This window comes from Pseudomonas sp. QD4 (assembly GCF_049199125.1).
Taxonomy (GTDB): Bacteria; Pseudomonadota; Gammaproteobacteria; order Pseudomonadales; family Pseudomonadaceae; genus Aquipseudomonas.
Map to the genome: position 1 here is coordinate 863,948 of NZ_JBLZOM010000001.1, position 22,310 is coordinate 886,257.

Consider the following 22,310-nt stretch of genomic DNA (forward strand, 5'->3'; position numbering starts at 1 on the left):
GGAACCCCCATGCCGCAATTCTTTATCGACCGTCCGGTATTCGCCTGGGTGGTCGCGATGTTCATCCTGCTGGCCGGTGCCCTGGCCATTCCGCAATTGCCGGTGGCGCAATACCCCAACGTCGCCCCGCCACAAGTGGAAATTTACGCCACCTACCCCGGCGCCTCGGCCCAGACCCTGGACGAAAGCGTGGTCAGCCTGATCGAACAGGAACTCAACGGCGCCGATCACCTGCTGTATTTCGAATCCCAGAGCAGCCTCGGCAGCGCCACCATCACCGCCACCTTCCAGCCCGGGACCAACCCGGAGATGGCCCAGGTCGACGTGCAGAACCGGCTCAAGGCGGTCGAGCCGCGCCTGCCCCAGGCCGTGACCCAACAAGGCTTACAGGTGGAAAAGGTTTCGGCGGGCTTTCTGCTGCTGATCACCCTGACCTCCAGCGACGGACGCCTGGATGACGTGGCCCTGAGCGACTATCTGGCGCGCAACGTGATGAACGAGATCCGCCGCCTGGATGGCGTCGGCAAGGCGCAGCTTTATGGGTCCGAACGGGCGATGCGCATCTGGGTCGACCCGCAGAAACTGATCGGCTTCAACCTGACCCCGGCCGATGTCAGCGCCGCCATCGCCGCGCAGAATGCCCAGGTCTCGGCCGGCAGCATTGGTGACCTGCCGACCCGCTCGACCCAGGAAATCACCGCCTCGATCCTGGTCAAGGGCCAGCTGTCGACGCCCCAGGAGTTCGCCGACATCGTGCTGCGGGCCAATCAGGACGGTTCTACCGTGCGCATCGGCGATGTGGCACGGGTCGAGATCGGCAGCCAGGAGTATCAGTTTTCCACGCGCCTGAACGGCAAGCCGTCGACTGCGGTCAGCGTGCAGCTGTCTCCCGGGGCCAATGCCCTGAGCACCGCGACCCGGGTGCGGGCGAAAATGGACGAGCTGGCGCGCTACTTCCCGGCCGGCGTGGAATACAAGATCCCCTATGACACCTCGCCCTTCGTCAAGGTCTCGATCACCAAAGTGGTCTACACCCTGGTCGAAGCCATGGTGCTGGTGTTCGCGGTGATGTTCCTGTTCCTGCAGAACATCCGCTACACCCTGATCCCGACCCTGGTAGTGCCCGTGGCGCTGATGGGCACCTTTGCCACCATGTTGCTGCTGGGTTTCTCGATCAACGTGCTGACCATGTTCGGCATGGTGCTGGCCATCGGCATCCTGGTGGATGACGCCATTGTGGTGGTGGAGAACGTCGAACGGATCATGGCCAACGAGGGCCTGTCGCCCAAGGAGGCCACGCGCAAGGCCATGCAGCAGATCACCGGGGCCATTGTCGGCATCACCCTGGTGCTGGTGGCGGTGTTTATCCCCATGGCGTTCATGCCGGGTTCGGTGGGGGTGATCTATCAGCAGTTCTCGCTGTCGATGGCGACCTCGATCCTGTTCTCGGCCTTTCTCGCCCTGACCCTGACCCCGGCGCTGTGCGCGACCCTGCTCAAGCCCCTGGCCAAGGGCGAGCACCACGAAAAACGTGGTTTCTTCGGCTGGTTCAACCGCCGCTTTGAACGCCTGAGCGAGGGTTACCAGAGCTGGGTGGTGCACGCGCTGAAACGCAGCGGACGCTACCTGCTGGTGTATGGCGTGCTACTGGTGGGCCTGGGGCTGCTGTTCAGCCGCCTGCCCTCCTCGTTCCTGCCGGTGGAAGACCAGGGCTACACCATCACCGATATCCAGTTGCCACCCGGCGCCAGCAAGAACCGCACGGTGCAGGTGGTGGAACAGATCGAAGCGCACAACGCCGGTGAACCCGGGGTTGGCGACAGCACGGTGATCCTCGGCTTCAGCTTCTCCGGCAGCGGGCAGAACGCGGCGCTGGCCTTTACCACCCTCAAGGACTGGTCGTCCCGGGGCAGCGACGATTCGGCGATGTCGATTGCCGATCGGGCCAACGCGGCCCTCAGCGAGATCAAGGACGCGGTGGCCTACGCCGTGTTGCCGCCGCCCATCGACGGCCTGGGCACCTCCAGCGGCTTCGAGTTCCGCTTGCAGGACCGCGGCGGCCTGGGGCATGCGGCGTTGATGGCAGCGCGCAGCGAGTTGCTGGCGGCGGCGGAAAAAAGCCCGATCCTGACCAACGTCCGCGAAAGCGCACTGGCCGAAGCGCCTCAGGTGCAATTGGAGGTGGACCGCAAGCAGGCCAACGCCCTGGGCATTTCCTTTGCCGATATCGGCAACGTGCTGTCCACGGCCATTGGTTCGGCCTATATCAATGACTTCCCCAACCAGGGCCGCATGCAGCGGGTGGTGGTCCAGGCCGAAGGCGATCAGCGCAGCCAGGTTGCCGACCTGATGAAGATCCAAGTGCGCAACAACGCCGGGAAGATGGTGCCGCTGTCGGCGTTCGTCCGCGCGCACTGGGTCCAGGGCCCGGCGCAGTTGACCCGCTACAACGGCTACCCGGCGATCAGCATTTCCGGCGAACCGGCCCCGGGCCACAGCACCGGCGAAGCCATGGCCGAAATACAGCGCCTGGTGGAGCAACTGCCGACCGGGTTGGGCCAGGAGTGGACCGGGCTGTCGCTGCAGGAACGCCTGTCGGGCAGCCAGGCGCCGATGCTCCTGGGGCTGTCGCTGTTGATCGTGTTCCTGTGCCTGGCGGCGCTGTATGAAAGCTGGTCGATCCCGACGTCGGTGCTGCTGGTGGTGCCACTGGGGGTGCTGGGCGCGGTGTTGGCGGTGTCCTTGCGCGGCATGCCCAACGATGTGTTCTTCAAGGTCGGGCTGATCACCATCATTGGCCTGTCGGCGAAGAACGCGATCCTGATCATCGAGTTCGCCAAGAGCCTGTACGACGAAGGCCATGACCTGGTGGATGCCACGGTGCAAGCCGCGCGCCTGCGGCTGCGGCCGATTGTCATGACCTCCCTGGCGTTTATCCTCGGCGTGGTGCCCCTGGCCATTGCCACCGGCGCCAGCTCGGCAAGCCAGCAAGCCATCGGCACTGGGGTGATCGGCGGCATGATCACCGCGACCCTGGCGGTGATTTTCGTGCCAGTGTTCTTTGTGGTGGTGATGAAACTGGTGGGGCGCCGCAAAACCGACGATTGAGCGGGTCATGGGCACGCCGCAGGCACACCTGGTGCCTTGCGGCGGTCTTCAGGGCCAGCGTCCAGACGCGGCCCGAGCCTGCAACAGCGCCCCCCCCCTAGCGCAGGGCTCTACGCAGCACCTTGCCCACCGTGGTCTTGGGCAACTCTTCGGTGCGGAACTCGACGAAACGCGGCACCTTGTAGCCCGTGAGGTATTCGCGGCAGTGGGCCAGCAGCTGTTCCTGGGTCAGGTTGGGGTCTTTGCGCACCACGAAGATCTTCACCTTCTCGCCGCTAACCCCGTCCTCGACACCGATCGCCGCCACTTCGGCCACTCCCGGGTGCAGGGCAACCACGTCTTCGATCTCGTTGGGGTAGACGTTGAAACCCGAGACCAGAATCATGTCTTTCTTGCGGTCCACCAGGCGGATGAACCCCTGCTCGTTCATCACCCCGATGTCACCGGTGGACAGCCAGCCATGGCGGTCCAGGACTTTGGCGGTTTCATCCGGGCGCTGCCAGTAGCCCTTCATCACCTGGGGCCCGCGCACCTGCAATTCGCCCTCCTCGCCAAGGTCCGCCAGTTCACCGTCTTCACGCACGAACCGCACCCAGGTCGACGGCAGCGGCACGCCGATGGTGCCGGTGAAATCCCCCTCGCGCATGCGCGCAATGTCGATCGGGCTGATGCTCACCACCGGCGAACACTCGGTCAGGCCGTAACCTTCGATGATCGGCACCCCGGTCACCTCTTTCCAGCGCCGGGCCACCGCCGTATGGGTCGCCATCCCACCGGCGATTGCCAGTTTCAGCCCGGAAAAATCCCGGCCGCGAAACTCCTCGTTTTCCAGCAGACCGTTGAACAGGGTGTTGACCCCGACAATGCCGCTGAACTTCTCTTTGCGCAGGATCATCTGCACCCGCTTCACGTCCCGGGGGTTGGCGATCAGGATATTGCGCCCGCCCAGGCACATGAACATCAGGCAGTTCACCGTCAGCGACAGCACGTGGTACAGCGGCAACAGGGTGACGTTGGTTTCCTGCTGGTTCTCGTCCAACTGATTGCCGACCCAGGCCTTGGCCTGCATCAGGTTGGCCAGGATATTGCGATGGGTCAGCATCGCGCCCTTGGCATCGCCGGTGGTGCCGCCGGTGTACTGCAAAAAGGCGATGTCGTCGTGCTTGAGCGCAACCGGTTGATGGCTGAGCACGCTGGCCAGTTTCATCAGCTGCGGGAAGCGGATCGACCCCTGCAGGTTGAAGCGCGGCGCCTGTTTCTGCACGTGGCGCAGGGCAAAGTTCAGCGCCGCGCCCTTGAAGGTGCCCAGCAGGTCGCCAATGGCGGCAACCACGATGTTTTTCAGGCGGCTGCCGGGCAGCGCCTGCTCCAGGGTGTGGGCGAAGTTTTCAAAGATGACCACGGTCTCGGCGCCGCTGTCTTTGAGCAGGTGCCGGAGTTCATGGGCGGTGTACAGCGGGTTGACGTTGACCACCACCGCCCCGACCAACAGGGTGCCGAACAGGCAGATCGGGTATTGCAGGCAGTTGGGCATCATCAGCGCCACCCGGTCGCCCTTCTTCACCCCCTTCGATTGCAGCCAGGCGGCGAAGGCAAAGACCCGTTTCTCCCACTGGTCATAGCCCATCTCGGTGCCGATGCTGACGTAAGCCACGCGCTGGCGGTATTTCTCCACATGCTCCAGGAACACTTCCCGCAGCGATGGGTAGCGGTCGATCTCGGCTTCGATATCGGTCGGCACGCCCGGCAGATAAGCGTTCAACCAGATGCGTTCAGCGGGGTGCAGGCTTACGACACTCATGGCAGTCTCCTTGTTGTTATTTTTCGACGATGGCGGTAACACCCAGCCCGCCTGCTGCACAGATGGATATCAGGCCTCGGCCGCCACCGCGCTCGGCGATGGCCTTGGCCAGGGTCGCCAGTTGTCGCCCACCGGTGGCGGCAAACGGATGACCGCACCCCAGGGAGCCGCCGTTGACGTTGAGCTTGCTGCGCTCGATGCTGCCCAGGGGCGCCTCCAGCCCGAGCTGGTCACGGCAATAATCGGGGTCTTCCCAGGCCTTGAGGGTGCACAGCACCTGGGCCGCGAAGGCTTCGTGAATCTCGTAGAAATCAAAGTCCTGCAGGCTCAGGCCTTCCCGGGCCAGCATGCGCGGCACGGCATAGGCCGGGGCCATCAGCAAGCCCTCGGAGCCGTCGACAAAGTTCACCGCCGCCGTCTCCCCGGTGCGCAGGTAGGCCAGCACCGGCAGGTTGTGCGCCGCCGCCCACGCTTCGCTGGCCAGCAGCACCACCGAGGCGCCATCGGTCAGGGGCGTCGAATTGCCGGCGGTCAGGGTGCCGTTCTGGCGGTCGTAGGCCGGGCTCAGGCCGGCAAGCTTTTCCAGGCTGGCATCGGCCCGCAGGTTATTGTCCCGGGCCAGGCCACGGTAGGGGGTGATCAGGTCATTGAAGAAACCACGCTGATAGGCCGCCTCCAGCTGCCGATGGCTATTCAGGGTCAGTTCGTCCTGGGCCAGGCGCTTGATCTGCCAGCGCTTGGCCATTTCTTCGCAGTGCTCGCCCATGGACAGCCCGGTGCGCGGTTCGCCATTGCGCGGCAGCAGGGGTTTGAAAAACATCGCCGGCCGCACCTTGAGCAGGGTCCGCAGCTTGTTGCCAGCGCCCTTGGCCCGATTGGCCTGGAGCAGCGTGCGGCGCATGGATTCATTGATCCCGATCGGCGCATCGGAGGTGGTATCGGCACCGCCGGCAACCCCGACTTCGATCTGCCCCAGGGCGATCTTGTTGGCCACCAGCAACGCCGCCTCCAGCCCGGTGCCACAGGCCTGCTGCACGTCGTAGGCCGGGGTTTGCGCGGACAGGGTGGTGGACAGCAGGGTCTCGCGCGCCAGGTTGAAGTCCCGGGAATGCTTGATCACCGCCCCCGCGGCAAACTCCCCCAGGCGCTGCCCTTGCAGGCCGTAGCGATCCACCAGGCCCTGCAGGGCTGCTACCAGCAGGTCCTGGTTGCTGTCGTTGGCGTACACCGTGTTCGAGCGGGCGAATGGAATCCGATTGCCCCCCAGGATCGCCACCCGACGCACCGGCGCCGGGTTGAAACTGTATTCACTCATTGCCCCGCTCCCCAAATAAACAGCCCGCGCATATGCGGCTTGTCGCCCGCCTGGTTGCGCACTTCAAACTCATGCCGCGATCCGCTTGGCGGCGCGTTCCACAAGGTCACCGCCGCCGGCAGGAAAATCGGCAGCTTGAACTCGCACTCCAACTGCGCCGCCTCCAGCGCCTGGGGCGGTTGCTGCGCCGCCAGGGCCCGGCCCAGGGTCCACATGCCATGGGCGATGGGCCGCCGAAAACCGAACAGGCGTGCCCCCAGCCAGGAGGTGTGGATCGGGTTGAAGTCACCGCTGACCTTGGCGAAGCGCCGCCCCAGGTCCGCCGGCAATGTCCAGCGCTGAGTGCGGCGCAATGCTTCCGGCGCCAGTGCCAGGGCGCCTTGCCAGGGCTCGCCCACCGGCGCCACCACCCCGCGGCGCAGGTACAGGCTGTCGCCCTCCCAGACCAGGCTGCCGTTGCTGTAGCCACGGGTGGCGATGGACAGTGCCTGGCCCTTGGGGTGCGCCAGCCAGCGTTCGGCGAAGACTTCCAGGCGCAGGGCCTGGCCTTCTTCCAGGGGCTGGTACTGCCGAATGCGATTGGCCAGGTGCACCATGCCGCTGGCCGGGTAGGCAAAGCTCGGGCGGGTCAGCAGCAACAGGTGCAGGGGAAAGGCCAGGGTGTGGGGAAACGACAGCGGCACCCCATGCTCGCGACGAAAGCCGCAGGCCTGGGCGTAGCGCGCCACCTCTGCGGCCTGCAGCTCCACCGCCGGGCGCACCAGGCGCTCGGCGGGCAACGGCGGCGCAGCGTCCGGCTTGGGTTTGCGCAGGCTGCGCAGACCGTCGTAAAGCAATTGGCCCCGGGACGGCAGCGGCTCGATGATACGAATGGCAGAGTCGACAGTCATGGCTCAGGCTCCCAGCAGGCTTTGGCCGCAGACACGGACCACCTGCCCATTGATCCCGCCCGAGGCCGGATGGGCCAGCCAGGCGATGGTCTGTGCCACATCCACCGCTTGCCCACCCTGGGACAGTGAGTTCATGCGGCGCCCGGCCTCGCGGATCAGCAACGGGATCTTGGCGGTCATCTGGGTCTCGATAAACCCCGGCGCCACGCCATTGACCGTGACCTGCTGCCGCGCCGCCAAAGGCGCCAGGCTTTGCACCAGGCCAATCACCCCGGCCTTGGACGTGGCGTAGTTGGTCTGCCCCAGGTTGCCGGCGATCCCGGAGATCGACGACACACAGACAATCCGCCCCCCCGGGTTCAGGCCCTGGCCCTCCAGCAGCGCCTGGCTCAGCAGCAGCGGCGCCTCCAGATTGACCGCCAGCACCTGGCGCCAGGCCGCCTCGGTCATCTTGGCCAGGGTCTTGTCCTGGGTGATGCCGGCGTTGTGCACCACGATGTCGAACGCCCCATGCTCACCGACAAACCCCAGCAACTGGCTGCCAGCCTCGGCGGCGGTGATGTCCAGGGCCAGCGCGCTGCCCTCCACCGCGGTCGCCGCCTGCTGCAAGGCTGCTGCGTTCTGCGGGATATCCAGGCACACCACGTGCGCGCCCTCGCCTGCCAGCACCTGGGCGATGGCCAGGCCAATGCCGCGACTGGCTCCGGTCACCAGCGCCCGGCGTCCGGCCAGGGGCTGGTCCCAGGCGATGGGCTTGGGCACGTCCACCGGTTCGGCGATCCGCACCACCTGCCCCGAAACGTAGGCCGAACGTCGCGACAAAAAGAACCGCAGGCTGCTGTCCAGCTCGGCCTCGGCCCCCGGTTCCACATACAGCAACTGCACAGTAATCGCCCGGCGCAGCTCCTTGCCCAGGGAACGCACAAAACCTTCCAGGGCCCGTTGCACCACGGCCTGCGCCAGTTCCTTGCACTGCTCGGGCGGCGTGCCCAGCACCAGCACCCGGCCATGGGCGCCAAGGCGCCGCACATTGGCATGAAAGAAGCGATACAACTCATCCAGCTGGGCGATATCGCGCAGGCCGCTGGCATCGAATACCGCGCCCTGGACCTTGACCGTGGACGGCGCCTTGATGCTCGCCGCCTGGGCCGCCACGGTATCGGTGGCGGCGAAGATCCGTTGCAGCTCGCCCAGCAACCGGCCCTCGGACCCGCTAGCGAGAATCACCGGGTTGACCAGATTGCCGCCCTGCCCCTCGCGCTGGCGTTGCAGGGCCAAGGGTTGCGGCAGGCCCGCGGTTTGCGCGAGCCGGCGCCCCCAAGGGGAATTGACGAACGAAAGATAACCGTCAGACATGGAGAAACCCCGTTAAAAAACCGAAAAACCTCAAGAGAGCGCGTCGCTCGACACCGCCGAACCTTCACTGCTGGCCACCCGACGCCGGGACGTGGCCTTGCCGGCCTGGTCGAAGTGCGCCTGGCGCTGCTGCAAGGCTTCGAGCAGTCCGAAGTCCTGCGGGAAGTCATCGACCTGGATCGCATGGTCGCCGTACTCGACATAGCGCCCGAGCAGTTCGTCCTCGTCGCTGCTGATCAGTTGCGCCTCCAGGGCCTTGGCACGCCAGATGACAAACGCCTCACGGGAGATCGGCAGCGGTGCAAGGCTGCCCTGCTTGATCAGCGGCTTGAGCCGGGCCTCGATCAGGTCGACCTGGGGTTGCAAGCGGAACGCCAGTTCGCCGTAGGCCAGCTTGTCGATATCGGCCTGGGGAATGTAGGAGTCGGCCAGCAGGCGGTCGCGGGTTGCCCCCGGGATCTGCACCAGTTCGGCGACCTGGGCCAGCAGCCGGTCAGACGGTTTGCGCTGGGGAATCCCCAACGGAAAGCTCAAGCCCCGAATCACCCGGGCCGCAGCCTTGGACGGGTAATTGTCGAGCACCTCGGCCAGGGCTTCATGGGCCCGGAGCAAGGCATCCTGGGCCGCCCAATGCACCAGCGGCAGGTCGGCCTGGGGCCGGCCATCGTCCTCGAAGCGCTTCAAGACGCAGGACAGGATGTACAGCTGGGAAAGAATGTCTCCCAGGCGCCCGGTGATGCTTTCCTTGCGCTTGAGGGCGCCGCCCAGCACGCCCATGGAAATATCCGAGGCCAGGGCCAGCACCACCGACAGCCGATTGATCTGCCGGTAGTAAGGGGCCAGGGCCTTGTCGGTGTTGCCCGGGGCCTTGAGCAGGCGCCCGCCGGTCAAGCCGTGCACACCGGCGCGCACGCTGTTGGCGATAAAGAAGCTGATGTGGCCGAACATCGCGCTGTCAAAGGCTTCCAGCCCTTGGCGACCGGGATCCCGGGCGGCTTCCATTTCACGGAACACATAGGGATGGCAACGGATCAGGCCCTGGCCATAGATGATCAGGCAGCGGGTCATGATGTTCGCGCCTTCCACGGTGATTGCAATCGGGCTCTGCTGGTAGGCGCGGGCCAGGAAGTTATTGGGCCCCATGCAAATGCCCTTGCCGGCGACGATGTCCATACCGTCGTTGACGATGATTCGTGCGCGCTCAGTGACGTGGTACTTGGCGATGGCCGAGATCACCGAGGGTTTTTCCCCGGCATCCAGGGACGCCACCGAGACCTTGCGCACCGCATCGCAGGCATACAGATGCCCGGCCATGCGCGCCAGCGGCGCCTGCACCCCTTCGAACTTGCCGATGGGCAGGCCGAACTGCTTGCGCATCGCCGCATAGGCGGTGGTGCCGCGCACCGCGACCTTGCCCAGGCCGACGTTGGCCGACGGCAGGGAAATCGCCCGCCCGGCCGCCAGGCACTCCATCAACATGCGCCAGCCGTTGCCGACCTGCTCGGCGCCGCCGATCACCCATTCCAGGGGGATAAACACATCCTTGCCCTGGGTCGGGCCGTTCTGGAACACCGCGTTCAACGGCCAGTGCCGGCGCCCGCTCTGCACCCCGGGGTGACTGGTAGGGATCAGTGCGCAGGTAATGCCCAGGCTGCCCTTCTTGCCCAGCAGGCCGTCCGGGTCTTCGGCGCGGAAAGCCAGGCCCAGCACCGTGGCAATCGGTCCCAGGGTGATGTAGCGCTTGTCCCAGGTGACGCTGAAACCCAGGACTTCCTGGCCTTCATGCAGGCCCTTGCAGACAATCCCCAGATCGGGAATCGCCCCGGCATCGGAACCGGCGTAGGGGCTGGTCAAGGCAAAGCACGGGATGTCTTCGCCCCGGGCCAGGCGCGGCAGGTAGTGCTGGCGCTGGGCTTCGGTGCCGTAGTGCAGCAGCAATTCGGCGGGGCCCAGGGAGTTGGGCACCATCACCGAGATCGCCGCCGCCGAGCAACGGGTCGAAAGCTTCATCACCACCTGGGAATGGGCGTAATGGGAGAAGCCCTTGCCGCCGTATTGCTTGGGAATGATCATCCCCAGGAAGCCGGCGTCCTTGGTGTATTGCCAGGCCTGGGGCGACAGGTCCTGCCAGATCTGGGTGGTCTCCCAGTCGTTGGCGATGTCGCACAGCTTCTCCACTTCGGTGTCGAGGAACGCCTGCTCCTCGACACTCAGCGCCGCCGGTGCGGCCTGTAGCAGGCGCTCCCAGCGCGGCGTGCCGCTGAACAACTCGGCATCCCACCAGACACTGCCGGACTCGATGGCCGCACGCTCGGTCTCGGACATCGCCGGCATGATCTGCCGGAACAGGCCCAGGGCCCTGCGCGTCAGCAGGGTACGGCGCAGGGGTTTGAGGTTGAGGATCGCCGCCGGCACGACCACCAGCAGCGCCCCCAGGATCAGGCCCAACGAAGCCGCCAGGTCAAACAGATAACCGGCCGCCAGCCAGACCAGGCCAACACCCAGCCACATGGCCGCAGCCGCCTGCCGATAGGCCAGTGTGAGCGCCGCAGCGAGTCCCACCAATAACCAGACAATCATGGAATACCTCTCTTGGTTCGTGCAGACAACCCGTGGAAACCTGGGCGTTGTGCCGGCTTCTCGAAGATCACCCTACAAAGGATAGATAGACGTTTCAAATTTTATTTTTAAATATTTATTTAGTGTTTTGGCGAAATGATAACGGCCGAACAACGTCAGCCTCGGGCTTGCAAAGAGTTGATCAGAAATGGGTCGCCAGTGCCTTTTCAGGCTACGGCAATACAGGCAACCCTGTACCGCCGCATGCCCATGCACCGGGGTGGATCAGAGGGTGGCGATCAGAAGTTGTAGGTGGCAGACACGCTGACCACTTCACCCTTCGCGTCCACCTTGCCGTCGAGCCGCGAGCCGCCAAGGCGGTCCTGATTCACGGTTTTGATCCGGGCTTCCTTGACGAATTGCCGCGAGTACGCGCCATCGATCACCAGCCCCGGAATCGCCTTGATGTCATAACCAAACCCCAGGGACGTGAACCAGCGATCGTTGTCGGGAATACGTGGGTCGCGGGTGGAATTGCGGGTCGGGGTCTCATCGAATGCCACACCGGCACGCAAGGTCAGTTGGTCGGTGAACCGGTAGTCGCCCCCCAGGGAGTACATCATGCTGTCTTTGTAGTTGTAGGGGATCGCGATGATGGTGGCGCCGTTGGACTTGAGCGTCAGGTCCTTGAACGACGACCACTGGGTCCAGGTCGCACTGGCGCCCAGGGTCAGGCGATCGTTGAACACGTGCACCCAGTCCAGGCCGGCGGTAGCCGGTACATCCAGCTGGGTTTCGGCATTGGCACCGTCCGGATACAACTTGAGCCCCGGATAGGCCAGCTCGATCAGCGTGTTGCCGTTGTTGTCGGTATCGGTCATGAAGCTGCGGCCGATCGCATCGGCGCGGATGTTGTACTTACCCTCCATCTTGTTCTTGATCTTGGCGTGGTAATTCAGGCCAAGGGTGTCTTGCTCGGTGGGCTTCCAGGTAACGCCGGTAAACCAGCCGACCGAGGTGTTGTCCACCTTGACTCGCATCAGGTTGGCGCCCACGCCGGAAGGTGCCCCGGGCAGAATCGACATCCCCGCCGCGCCAGAGACGTTGAGGTTCTGGCTGACGAAGCCCTTGCTGTGCTGGACGATGGCGCCCAGGCCGAGGGAGAACTGATCGTTGACCTTGAATGACAAGGACCCGGTCAAACCCACCGTCTCGATTTTGGTGTCGACCGCGAAGTCGCGGCCCTTCCAGCCTTCATCCCAGGTGCTGCGCATACCCAGCGGCACAACCTGGCTGAGACCGAACGCAAAGCGATCGTTGATTGGCATCACCAGGAAGCCCGTCGGCAGCCAGGCCGTAAACCCGCCCTCGCCGCCGTCACCCGAGAGAGGCGTCGAGTTGCCAAAGTCGTCTACCGGCGCGGTGGATGCCGGGTTGCCTAGATAGTCGTAGGCATCGCCTTTGTATTTGAGATTGATCCGCGCGTAGTCCACCGTCATCTGCGCCACGTTGTGGTCGATGAACGCCATGGCCGCCGGGTTGTTGAAGGCGGCACTGGGGTCATTCTTGAACAGGGAGCCGCCGCCGAAGGCGCGACCCCATCCCGGTGCACCGTAAGTGGGGGTAGAAAAGCCGCCGGCCTGAGCCTGACTGCCGACTGCCATGCAACCCGCTACCAAGGCCAGCCCCAAAAGCGCCTGTGCCTGTTGTTTCTTATTATTCATGCCCCACTCCTTATTATTCTTGAGCACTGCTTATCCGACCTGGACAAACGCCCGGTTAGGGGCGTTTGCCTTACAACATTGATCAATCGAATGCTTACGGGTTGGTGACACTCAACTTCGGCGCAGTGGCCGACAGCGACACGATTGTGCAGTTGCCGGTCAGGCCGATATTGCTTCCGGAAAGGGTCTTGGTGCTCTCATTCCAGGTCACCGCGATGGTGTTAGGCCCGCAGTTGGTGGAAGGGAACGACGCGATGGTGTAACCCACGTTGGTCACGGTGCCGTTGGTCAGCGACGAGGCAGTCAGCACCCAGCCCGGCGACGGAATGTTTTTCAGCACAGGCAATGCACAGAGGCCGCCACCGGTCAGGCTCGCGCCGTTGATGGTGGCAATCCCGCCCGACACGTTGCCGGTAAAGGTGATGCCGCAGGTGACAGGGGCTTGCAGCGACGATGGCGACTTGACCACGATCTGCCCGGCCGAAGTCGAGAATGGACCGTCCACCGGACCGGTTGGAGCGTCTGGATCCTTGATGATGATGCTCGCGGCACTGGCCATGGATGCAGCGCCCAGGCAAACAGCGATAGCAGCAGCAGAAACGAGGGTTTTGATGCCTTTCATTGTTATTTTTCCTCACATGTATGGCGATTCATTTCGCCGGGTTAATGGCCTCGGGTGAGACAACACGGAGTACAACGACAGCGACCGAGCTTCCCTTTCAGCCAAATCTCAAATTCTGTGGGTCAGTGTTCAGGGCACGACGCGAAAGGTCGGCGGCATCTGGATCGACACGGTCTTGATGGTGCAGCCGCCGTCCAGCGCCACCTGGGACGCCTGGAGCTTGCCGCTGCTGTTGTTCCAGCTGCCTTCGGCGGTGGTCGGGCCGCAATCGCCGCCCACCAGGGGCGCATTGACGGTGACCTGGATCCCGGACATGGCGCCGCTGGTCTCATCCTTGGCCACCAGCTTCCAGGGCAGATGGGTGGCCTCGACCTGGCCGCACTTGAAGCCGCCGCTGAAGCCGACCTTCTCCACGCTGGCAAAGGCGCCGTCGGGGCTGACCTTGCCGCTGACTTCAATGGTGCAATCGGCGTTGATGATGCTTTTGGCGAAACTGATGGGGCCCTTGGCCGTGAAATCGCTGCCGGCGGGTTCGATCCGCGCGGCTTGCGCCTGGCTGTAGGCAACCAGGCCGAACGCGGCCAGTACCAGAGGGGCAGCCAATTTGGCGGTGATCAGCATGATGAGGTCCTTCCCTTTATTTATTGTTGTTGAGGGCAAGCCACTTTCTTCAAACTTCAGGGCGCTCGAAATCGACGAATCCGGGGCGATGAAAACCTGCGCGATACGTTGATCCCGAGTGTCCGTAACAACCGTTCAATTCATTTAAAAGGTGCTGCTGTTGCCGTACCTGGCGAGTATTTTCGAGCGTTTGGAGGGCTGGATATTGGCCAGCAGCACATCGCCGCCGTAGTGCTTGAGCACCCGGTGATCCATGCGCCGGCGCCACAGGTAAGGCACGTAGGCCCAGACGATCATGCTCGCGTAGCCATAGGGCAGTTGCGGCGACTCATCGAAGTGGCGCAGGGATTGGTAACTGCGGGTCGGGTTGGCGTGGTGATCGGAGTGGCGCTGGAGTTGGAACAGAAAGATGTTGGTGACAATCCGATTGCTGTTCCAGGAGTGGCGCGGCGAACAGCGCTCATAACGACCGTTGGGCAACTTCTGGCGTTGCAGGCCGTAATGCTCGACATAGTTGACCACTTCCAGCAGCGAGAAGCCGTAGATGCCCTGAATAATCAGGAATGGCAGCACCGCCCACCCCAGCCAGGCGATCATCGCGCCCCACAACACCAGGCTGTAGCACCAGGCACTGAGCACGCCGTTCTTCCAGTGCCACACCGACAGGCCCTGCTTGCTCAGACGTTCCCGTTCCAGGTGCCAGGCAGAGCGGGCACTGAACCATACCGAGCGTGGCAGGAAGGACCAGAAGCTCTCCCCCAGGCGCGAACTGGCCGGATCTTCGGGGGTGGCGACCCGCACGTGATGCCCCCGGTTATGTTCGGTATAGAAATGGCCGTAGAAGGTCGGCGCCAGGGTGATCTTGGCCAGCACCACCTCCAGCAGACGCGGCTTGTGCCCCAGCTCATGGGCCGTGTTGATGGCGATGCCGGTGGCGGCGCCGGTGGACATGGCCATGCCCAGGTAGGTGAACCAGCTGACCGCGCCATGGACCTGCACGCGCTCGGTGAGGTAACCCGCCGTGCTGGCCAGGAAGCTGTCCGGTGCCAGTGACGCCGTGGCCTGCAACAGGCCGCCGGCGATGATCCAATCGATGCCCCCCGCCGCCAGCCAGCCGGTGATCACCACTGAGGAAATCACCAACAGCACCCCGGTGTAGACGATCCAGCGATAATAGCTTTGTGCTTCCAGGCCGCCGACGGCCGACTCCGGTGGGTTACTGACGTCTTCGCCGAGCAGGCCGTCGATCAGCGGGATCAGGCCGAAGATCACCAACACGCCCACCCACCACAGTTCCTGCACGCCGCTGACAATCGCCAGGGATCCAGAAAGCAGAGGGGTTGCCAGGGGCATGATGCCGAGCCACCACAGATGGCGCTTGCTGTCAGTCCAGACGCCAGGTGCTGCTACAGTGGAATTCATGGCAGCCTCCGCAGGGTCAGGGCCGCGCGGGGCGAACGGAGGATCGACGCACAGGCGCCGTGGACAGCGGTGCAGCGAGAAATACAAGATGCGTCAAAAGGCGTTATTTTCATTATTTTAATCGCTCAATTGCACTTTCAAAAAAAACATTCAAAACATTTTTTTAAAAAAATAGCCCGGGTTCATTAGCTCGTCAACTATTTTCTTGGATCCATTTTGAATGTTGCCAACGCTGCGAATGTGCAGCGTGCCGCCAAGGCCGTCCGGGGCGTAAACCACCCCGAACCACCCTAGCCTGCCTGGTTCATGGCAAAGGGCGGATGCAGCAGCGTCGCCTTACGTTGCGGCCTGGCTTGGGCTGCGACCCGATGCACCATGGCTGCAACGCGCTCCACCGCCGTGATCGGCAACATGTGCCCGGCGCCTTCGACAATATCGATCATGATTCCCGGCACCCGGCCTGCCATGGCCTGGCCGTGCTTGCGGTAATCCAGTACCTGATCGGCGGATCCATAGACCAGCCCCACCGGCAGGTCGAGGCTCGGGTAATGCTTGAGCATGTTGGGCAACGCGCGGTTGACCAGGGCAATCTCGCTGGAGGCGGCATAGAAGTTGTCCGGGCGCATGCCCAGCAGCCCGCCGCCGCGTTCGGCGAAATCCGCCGGTGGCGCATCGGGGGCGAACACCGCCTTGACCAGGCTATGGCGCGTGAGCATCGCCAGGGGTGTGGCCAGGGTCAGCGAGACCCAGCGCCGCACAAAGCCCGGGCGTACCGCCAATGATAGAAACACCAGGGGCAGCATCCGCTGCGGATGGGTCAAGGGCGCCACCAGTACCAGCCCGGACACCGATTGCGGATGGTCCTGGGCCAGTGCCAGGGCCACCGCGCCGCCCAGGGAATGGCCGAGGATCAGCGGCTGTCCGAGGTCCAGGGCGCGAATGAATTTGGCAATCAGGCTGGCCTGGGCCGGCAGATCGGCGGCCGCACCCCGGGCGCGGCTCGAGTAGCCCGAGCCCGGGCGATCGATGGTGATCACCCGGAACTGCTCCCGCAGCCGCGGCGACAGTGAATGGGTCAGGTTGCGACCACAACCTGAAAGCCCGTGGATCATCAGCAGCGCCGGGCCCTTGCCTTCATCCACGTAATGCAGGCGCTCGCCACCGACCTCCAGAAAGCGCCCGTCGATCGGCACCGCGGTCTCGATTCGGCGGGTGATGCGAAAACTGATCACCCACAGCCCGACACTCACCACCCCCAGCAGCACAACAGCCACAAGCCATTCCATAACGTGCGCCCCCTCGGCTTCCCTGCGCCATGCCCCCGGACCGGAATTGATCCTGATGACGGCGATCCCCCTGCCCCGGGCCTGTTGTCCGATTTCAGGCCATCGCAGCCGCTGCGATGAATCCCTTGCTGGGTACAGGCCACTGGCGTCGGTGAATTTTTCAGGTACATTATTTAAATTATTTTTTAAAACATAAATTTTAATTATGCAATGCTGAGATTTCATCCACCGACGAAAGTCACCCTCAGGCGTCACCACAATCGAGGTACACACCATGAATGCGTACTCGCCGCCCCAGGATTGGGAAACCGTTGACATCGCGATCATCGGCTCCGGATTCGCCGGGCTGTGCATGGCCATCAAACTCAAGCAGGCAGGCCTTGCCGACTTCTTTATTGCCGAACAGGCCGACGCCCTCGGGGGCACCTGGCGCGACAATCACTACCCGGGCTGCGCCTGCGACGTGCAGTCCCATGTCTATTCGTTTTCCTTTGCGCCCAACCCGAACTGGAGCCGCCAGTTCGCGCCCCAGGCGGAAATCCGCGCCTACCTCGAAGACTGCGCGCAACGCTTTGGCCTGACCCCGCACCTGCGGCTGGGCATGGGTTTGCAGCGCGCCACCTTCGATGAACAGCGCCAGCGCTGGGCGCTGCACTTCAGCAACGGCCGCCGGGTCAGTGCGCGGGTGCTGGTGTCGGGCATGGGCGGCCTGTCGCGCCCGGCCATCCCGCAGATCCCGGGCCTGGAGTCATTCCAGGGCCAGCGCTTTCACTCCCAGCACTGGGACCACCAGTACCCGCTGCAGGGCAAGCGTGTGGCGGTGATCGGCACCGGGGCCAGCGCCATTCAGTTCGTGCCGCAGATTACGCCCCAGGTGGCGCAGCTCGCGTTGTTTCAGCGCACCCCGCCGTGGATCCTGCCCAAGCCTGATCGCGCGCTGTCGCCCGCCGAACGCTGGGCATTCAAGCACCTGCCGTGGACCCAGAAACTGGTGCGTTCGGCCATCTACTGGGCCCTGGAAAGCCGGGTCATTGCCTTCGCCCATCGCCCCAGGCTGATGCGCCTGGTACAGCGCATGGCCCTGCGCCATCTGCGACGCCAGGTTGCCGACCCCGCCCTGCGCCGCAGCCTGACGCCCGACTACACCATCGGTTGCAAGCGCATCCTGATCTCCAACGACTATTACCCGGCGCTGTCACGCCGCAACGTGCAGGTGGTGACCCAGGACATTGCCCGGGTCGAAGCCGATGGCGTGGTGACCACCGACGGGGTCAAACACCCGGCCGACTGCATCATCTTCGGCACCGGTTTCCAGGCCACCGAGCCCCTGCCCCGCGGCTTGCTGATCGGCCGTGGCGGGGTCGACATCATGGACAGCTGGGCCAATGGCGCCCACGCCTACCTCGGCACCTGCGTGCCGCAGTTCCCCAATCTGTTCATGATCATCGGGCCCAATACCGGGCTGGGGCACAACTCGATGATTCTGATGATCGAGGCCCAGGTCGAGTACATCCTCAAGGCCCTGGCGCAGATGCGCAGCCAGAGCCTGGCCACGCTGGAGGTCAAGGCCGGGGTCGAGAGCCTCTACAACGCGCGCTTGCAGCAGCAACTCAAGGGCGCGATCTGGTCCACCGGCGGCTGCCGCAGCTGGTACCTGGACCCGCGCACCGGCCACAACACCACGCTGTGGCCGGGGTCGACCTGGCGCTTTCGCCAGGCCACCGCCAGCTTCGAACTCAAGGACTACCTGAACGCCGGCGCCCGGCACGACGCCCACCCGGCCCCCCAGCACGCGCCCAGCCACTCCCACCTGCACGAGGCCGCCACCGATGAAAAACTTTAACGGCAAAGTCGCCGCCATCACTGGGGCCGCGTCCGGCATGGGCCGCGCATTGGCGATCAACCTGGCGCGTGAAGGCTGCCACCTGGCGCTGTCGGATAAAAATGCCCAGGGCCTGGCCCACACCGTGGAGCTGGCCCGAGCCGCCACCCTGCTGCCGCTGCGCATCACGGCCCAGGAACTGGACGTCGGCGACCGTGCGGCGATGTTCGCCTGGGCCGCCCACAGCGCCGCCGAGCATGGGCAGGTGCACCTGGTGTTCAACAACGCCGGGGTGGCGCTGTCGAGCACGGTGGAAGGATCGAGCCTGGCCGACCTGGAGTGGATCGTCGACGTCAATTTCTGGGGCGTGGTGCATGGCACCCAGGCCTTTCTGCCCTACCTCAAGCAGGCCGGCGAAGGCCACATCGTCAACACCTCCAGCGTCTTCGGGTTGTTTTCCCAGCCGGGGATGAGCGCCTACAACGCCACCAAGTTCGCAGTGCGCGGCTTCACCGAATCCCTGCGCCAGGAGCTGGACATGCAGGCCAACGGCGTGTCTGCCACCTGCGTCTACCCCGGCGGGATCCGCACCGATATCGCCCGTTCCAGCCGGATCACCGACAACCTCAAAGGTTTTCTGATCGACAGCGAGCAGCAGGCCCGGGAGGACTTCGAAAAACTCTTCATCACCTCTGCCGAGCAGGCGGCCAAGGTGATTCTGCATGGGGTGCGCAAGAACAGGCGTCGGGTGCTGATCGGCCGCGACGCGCGTTTTCTCGACCTGTTCGTGCGCCTGCTGCCCAGCGCCTATCAGGCGTTGCTGGTGTTCGCCACCCGGCGCCTGGTGGCGCACCGACGCAAGCACCAGGTCTACCAGGCCAATAACGAACGCGGCCTGTGAGCCGCCCGACCCTTACTGTCTAGAGGAGCGCCAGCCATGCTGCCCATCCGCCGCGACATCCAGCCTGAACTGCCCGCCGACCGCGCCTGCGACTGGCATGAACAAGGCAGCCACGTCACCCAATTCTTCAATGCGCTTTCATTGCTGTTTCCCGCCGGCGAGCTGTTTTTCATGGACAGCGTGCGCCATTACCGCGGGCAGATTCACGACCCGCTGTTGAAACAGCAGATCCAGGGTTTTATCGGCCAGGAAGCCATGCACAGCCGCGAGCACCTGCGCTACAACGACCTGTTGCAGGCGGCCGGGCTGCCGGCACACAAGCTCGACCGACGCCTGCGGGCGATCCTCGACTTCCAGAAAAAACACTTCCCGGCCTCGTTCAACCTGGCGGTGACCGTGGCCCTGGAGCATTACACGGCGATCCTCGCCGACCTGTTGCTGCGCGACCCGACGCGCTTCGGCAACTCGGTCGAAGGCTACCGGCAGATGTGGATGTGGCACGCGCTGGAGGAAACCGAACACAAGGCGGTGTCCTACGACGTCTGGAACACCGTGCTCAAGCCCGGGCCCAAGCGCTACCTGATCCGCACCTCGAGCATGCTGTTCACCACCCTGATGTTCTGGCTGGTGGTGTTTGATTTTCACCTGCGCATGCTGATCGCCGACCGCAAGCGTGGCGGCCATCTGCGCGGCCTGTGGCGGGTGATCAAGTACTTGTACGGCCGCCGCGGCGTGTTCCCGAATATCGCCCTGCCCTGGTTGCAGTTCTTCAAGCCGGGCTTTCACCCCTGGGACCACGACAACCGCGAGCTGCTGCAGGGCATCGATGGCCTGGTCGACGCCATCGCCCTGACCAAGGCCGGGGCCGGCAGCCAATAACCGGCGGCGGGCCTCGGCGTGGTATCAGCCGCAGCCCGCCAGGCGCTGCCCGGGCTTGAAGGCGTGGCTGCTGGCGACCCACACCGTGGCCAGGCCGACCACAGCCAGGGCGGCCATGGCCCAGGGGAAGGCCTGGGCGCCGGCACTGTTCAACAACAGGCCACCGACCACGCCACCACCGGCGATTGCCAGGTTGAAGATGGTCACCAGCATCGACTGCGCCACGTCCGCGCCGTCACCCGCAGCGTCTGCCACGGCGGTTTGCAGCAGGGTCGGGGCACCGCCGAAGGTCAGGCCCCAGGCCGCTACCCCGAGGTAGATCACCAGCGGCTGGCCAGCGCCGATGCCCAGTACCAGCGCGGCCAGGGCAAATCCCGCCAGGCTGCACAGGGTCAGGGCCCGCAGCCAGCGGTCGACCAGCAGGCCGGTCAGCCAGATGCCGACAATCGATGCCAGGCCGAACAGCAGCAACACCCGATCCAGATGCTCGCCCAGCCCCACCGTGGCCAGGAATGGCGCGATGTAGGTGTACAAAATGTTGTGGGCGAGCATCCAGACAAAGATCACCAACAGCGCCGAAGGAATGCCCCGGGTGAGGAAGATCCGCGCCACCGGCTGGCGCCGCGTCGCCGCCTGGCCGGCATAATCCGGCACTGCCACGCGCACCCAGAGCAACAGCAGCGCTGCCAGCGCCGACATGATCCAGAAAATGCTGCGCCACTCGATCATGCTGCCCAGCCAGGCCCCCAATGGCACCCCCAGGCACAGGGCCAGCGGCTGACCGACCCCAACCACCGCCAGGGCCCGGCCTTGCAACGACTCCGGCACCATGCGCCGGGCATAACCGGCCAGCAGGCCCCAGATCAGCCCCGCGGCCATCCCGGCAATAAACCGCGCGGCCAGGGTCAGCGGGTAATAGGTCGACAGTGCGGTCAGGCTGTTGAACAGCAGCAAACCGGCGATCGCCAGCAACAGCAGCGGCCTTCTGCGCCAGCTACGAGTCGCCGCCACCAGGGGGATCGCCGCCGCCACCGAACCCAGGGCATACAGGCTGATCAACTGCCCGGCCATGGCCTGGGAAATACCCAGTCCTTGGCTGATCTGGGGCAGCAGGCCGGCGGGCATGGTCTCGGTCATGATGGTGATAAAGCCGGCTACGGTGAATGCCAGCAGGCGCCAGATCGGCAACCCGGGGTTAGGGGTGGGCATCGAAGACTCTCCTTTTTTGGGTGATAAAGGACCGATCGCCAGGCTCGATGAGCCTCGGCGAAGGGCCATGCACTTTATGGAATGATCATTCCAGAACAGGGCAAAATTTTTCACGGCGAAGCTCAGGCTCCAGCCCGTATAAAGTTTTATTTACTTAATAATCAAAGGCTTTGCAGAACAACCTCAAGCACATTCGACAACCGATCACGACGTTCATCGGCTGCACTGCCCTTGCCCAACACCCGCAGGCCCTGGACGGTACAGACCACAAAACTGGCCAGGGCCCGAGGGTTTTTATCGGGATCGATATCGCCCTGTTCCTGCCCTCGGCGTAACACCCGTTCCAGCGCGGCTTCGACCCGGCGAAAGTTCTGCGCCACAAGTTCGGCCACCACCGGATCCTGCCCCGCCACCTCCAGCGCGGCATTGGCCGCCAGGCATCCCAGGCGCTGCGTGTCGTCAAGTTCATCGTCGACGATGCGCAGCAGCAACTGGCGCACCAGCTCCTTTGCCGGTGCGTCCTGGGCCAACAGGGCGATATTGGCGTTGCTCCGTTCCTGATAGCGTTTGAGGGCGCAGGTGTACAACCCGTGCTTACTGTCAAACGCGTTGTACAGGCTGCTGCGGCTCAGGCCAGTGCCTTCTACCAGATCCTGGATCGAGGTCGCGGCATAACCGCGCTGCCAGAACACCTGCATCGCGGCATCGGCAATCTGCTCGGGGTCGAACTCCTTGGGGCGCACGGTAATCACCTGTACTGGAATGAACGTTCCACAAACTAGAGCAAGCCTCCCC

Annotated in this window: 16 protein-coding genes; 4 read left to right on the forward strand and 12 right to left on the reverse strand. The window is 64.2% G+C overall.

Annotation, left to right across the window (positions count from 1 at the left end; translation table 11 throughout):
- The first annotated feature begins 9 nt into the window (after positions 1-9).
- Positions 10-3,108 (forward strand): multidrug efflux RND transporter permease subunit, encoded by a 3,099-nt coding sequence (locus ACOZJV_RS03845; RefSeq protein WP_421546880.1) that lies wholly within the window; start codon positions 10-12, stop codon positions 3,106-3,108.
- A 97-nt stretch (positions 3,109-3,205) separates the two neighbouring features.
- Here the strand turns inward: ACOZJV_RS03845 and ACOZJV_RS03850 are convergent, their stop codons facing one another.
- The 10 genes from ACOZJV_RS03850 to ACOZJV_RS03895 form a co-directional block, all read right to left on the reverse strand.
- On the reverse strand, positions 3,206-4,909 hold the full coding sequence (locus tag ACOZJV_RS03850; protein ID WP_421546881.1) for an AMP-binding protein: 1,704 nt from the start codon (positions 4,907-4,909) through the stop codon (positions 3,206-3,208).
- Between the two features lie 16 nt (positions 4,910-4,925).
- Complete coding sequence (locus ACOZJV_RS03855; protein ID WP_201130882.1) at positions 4,926-6,224, reverse strand: acetyl-CoA C-acetyltransferase; 1,299 nt, start codon at positions 6,222-6,224, stop codon at positions 4,926-4,928.
- Positions 6,221-7,114, reverse strand: coding sequence for a MaoC family dehydratase (locus tag ACOZJV_RS03860; protein WP_078472254.1), 894 nt, complete (start codon positions 7,112-7,114; stop codon positions 6,221-6,223). The genes ACOZJV_RS03855 and ACOZJV_RS03860 overlap by 4 nt, the downstream gene beginning before the upstream one ends.
- A gap of 3 nt (positions 7,115-7,117) precedes the next feature.
- Entirely contained in the window at positions 7,118-8,470 is a 1,353-nt protein-coding gene (locus ACOZJV_RS03865; RefSeq protein WP_078472253.1) for a 3-oxoacyl-ACP reductase, read from the reverse strand.
- A gap of 30 nt (positions 8,471-8,500) precedes the next feature.
- Positions 8,501-11,050, reverse strand: a complete 2,550-nt coding sequence (locus ACOZJV_RS03870; RefSeq protein ID WP_421546882.1) for an acyl-CoA dehydrogenase — start codon at positions 11,048-11,050, stop codon at positions 8,501-8,503.
- Positions 11,051-11,328: 278 nt separating this feature from the next.
- A complete protein-coding gene (locus ACOZJV_RS03875) occupies positions 11,329-12,753 on the reverse strand; it encodes an outer membrane protein transport protein (RefSeq protein WP_078472251.1) in 1,425 nt (474 codons plus the stop codon).
- A gap of 94 nt (positions 12,754-12,847) precedes the next feature.
- Positions 12,848-13,375: an alkane oxidation protein activator PraB gene (gene praB, locus ACOZJV_RS03880; protein WP_020298029.1), complete on the reverse strand. Its 528-nt coding sequence runs from the start codon at positions 13,373-13,375 to the stop codon at positions 12,848-12,850.
- A 129-nt stretch (positions 13,376-13,504) separates the two neighbouring features.
- On the reverse strand, positions 13,505-13,996 hold the full coding sequence (gene praA, locus ACOZJV_RS03885; RefSeq protein ID WP_078472250.1) for an alkane oxidation protein activator PraA: 492 nt from the start codon (positions 13,994-13,996) through the stop codon (positions 13,505-13,507).
- 144 nt (positions 13,997-14,140) lie between these two features.
- Positions 14,141-15,418: an alkane 1-monooxygenase gene (locus ACOZJV_RS03890; RefSeq protein WP_421546883.1), complete on the reverse strand. Its 1,278-nt coding sequence runs from the start codon at positions 15,416-15,418 to the stop codon at positions 14,141-14,143.
- Between the two features lie 290 nt (positions 15,419-15,708).
- The gene (locus ACOZJV_RS03895; protein WP_421546884.1) at positions 15,709-16,704 is read right to left on the reverse strand and encodes an alpha/beta fold hydrolase; all 996 of its coding nucleotides are present in this window, start codon (positions 16,702-16,704) and stop codon (positions 15,709-15,711) included.
- A 274-nt stretch (positions 16,705-16,978) separates the two neighbouring features.
- Here ACOZJV_RS03895 and ACOZJV_RS03900 point away from each other — a divergent pair, with 274 nt between their 5' ends.
- Genes ACOZJV_RS03900 through ACOZJV_RS03910 form a run of 3 tightly spaced genes read left to right on the forward strand, consistent with a single transcriptional unit; the run spans position 16,979 to position 20,306 of the window.
- Positions 16,979-18,547 (forward strand): flavin-containing monooxygenase, encoded by a 1,569-nt coding sequence (locus ACOZJV_RS03900; protein ID WP_421546885.1) that lies wholly within the window; start codon positions 16,979-16,981, stop codon positions 18,545-18,547.
- Entirely contained in the window at positions 18,534-19,427 is an 894-nt protein-coding gene (locus ACOZJV_RS03905) for an SDR family NAD(P)-dependent oxidoreductase (protein WP_078472246.1), read from the forward strand. Before ACOZJV_RS03900 ends, ACOZJV_RS03905 begins: the two co-directional genes overlap by 14 nt.
- A 36-nt stretch (positions 19,428-19,463) precedes the next feature.
- Positions 19,464-20,306 (forward strand): metal-dependent hydrolase, encoded by an 843-nt coding sequence (locus ACOZJV_RS03910; RefSeq protein ID WP_078472245.1) that lies wholly within the window; start codon positions 19,464-19,466, stop codon positions 20,304-20,306.
- 24 nt (positions 20,307-20,330) lie between these two features.
- On the opposite strand, the gene ACOZJV_RS03915 is transcribed toward ACOZJV_RS03910, so the two are convergent.
- Positions 20,331-21,515, reverse strand: coding sequence for an MFS transporter (locus tag ACOZJV_RS03915; RefSeq protein ID WP_421546886.1), 1,185 nt, complete (start codon positions 21,513-21,515; stop codon positions 20,331-20,333).
- A gap of 161 nt (positions 21,516-21,676) precedes the next feature.
- Positions 21,677-22,258, reverse strand: coding sequence for a TetR/AcrR family transcriptional regulator (locus ACOZJV_RS03920; RefSeq protein WP_421546887.1), 582 nt, complete (start codon positions 22,256-22,258; stop codon positions 21,677-21,679).
- Positions 22,259-22,310: the final 52 nt, after the last annotated feature.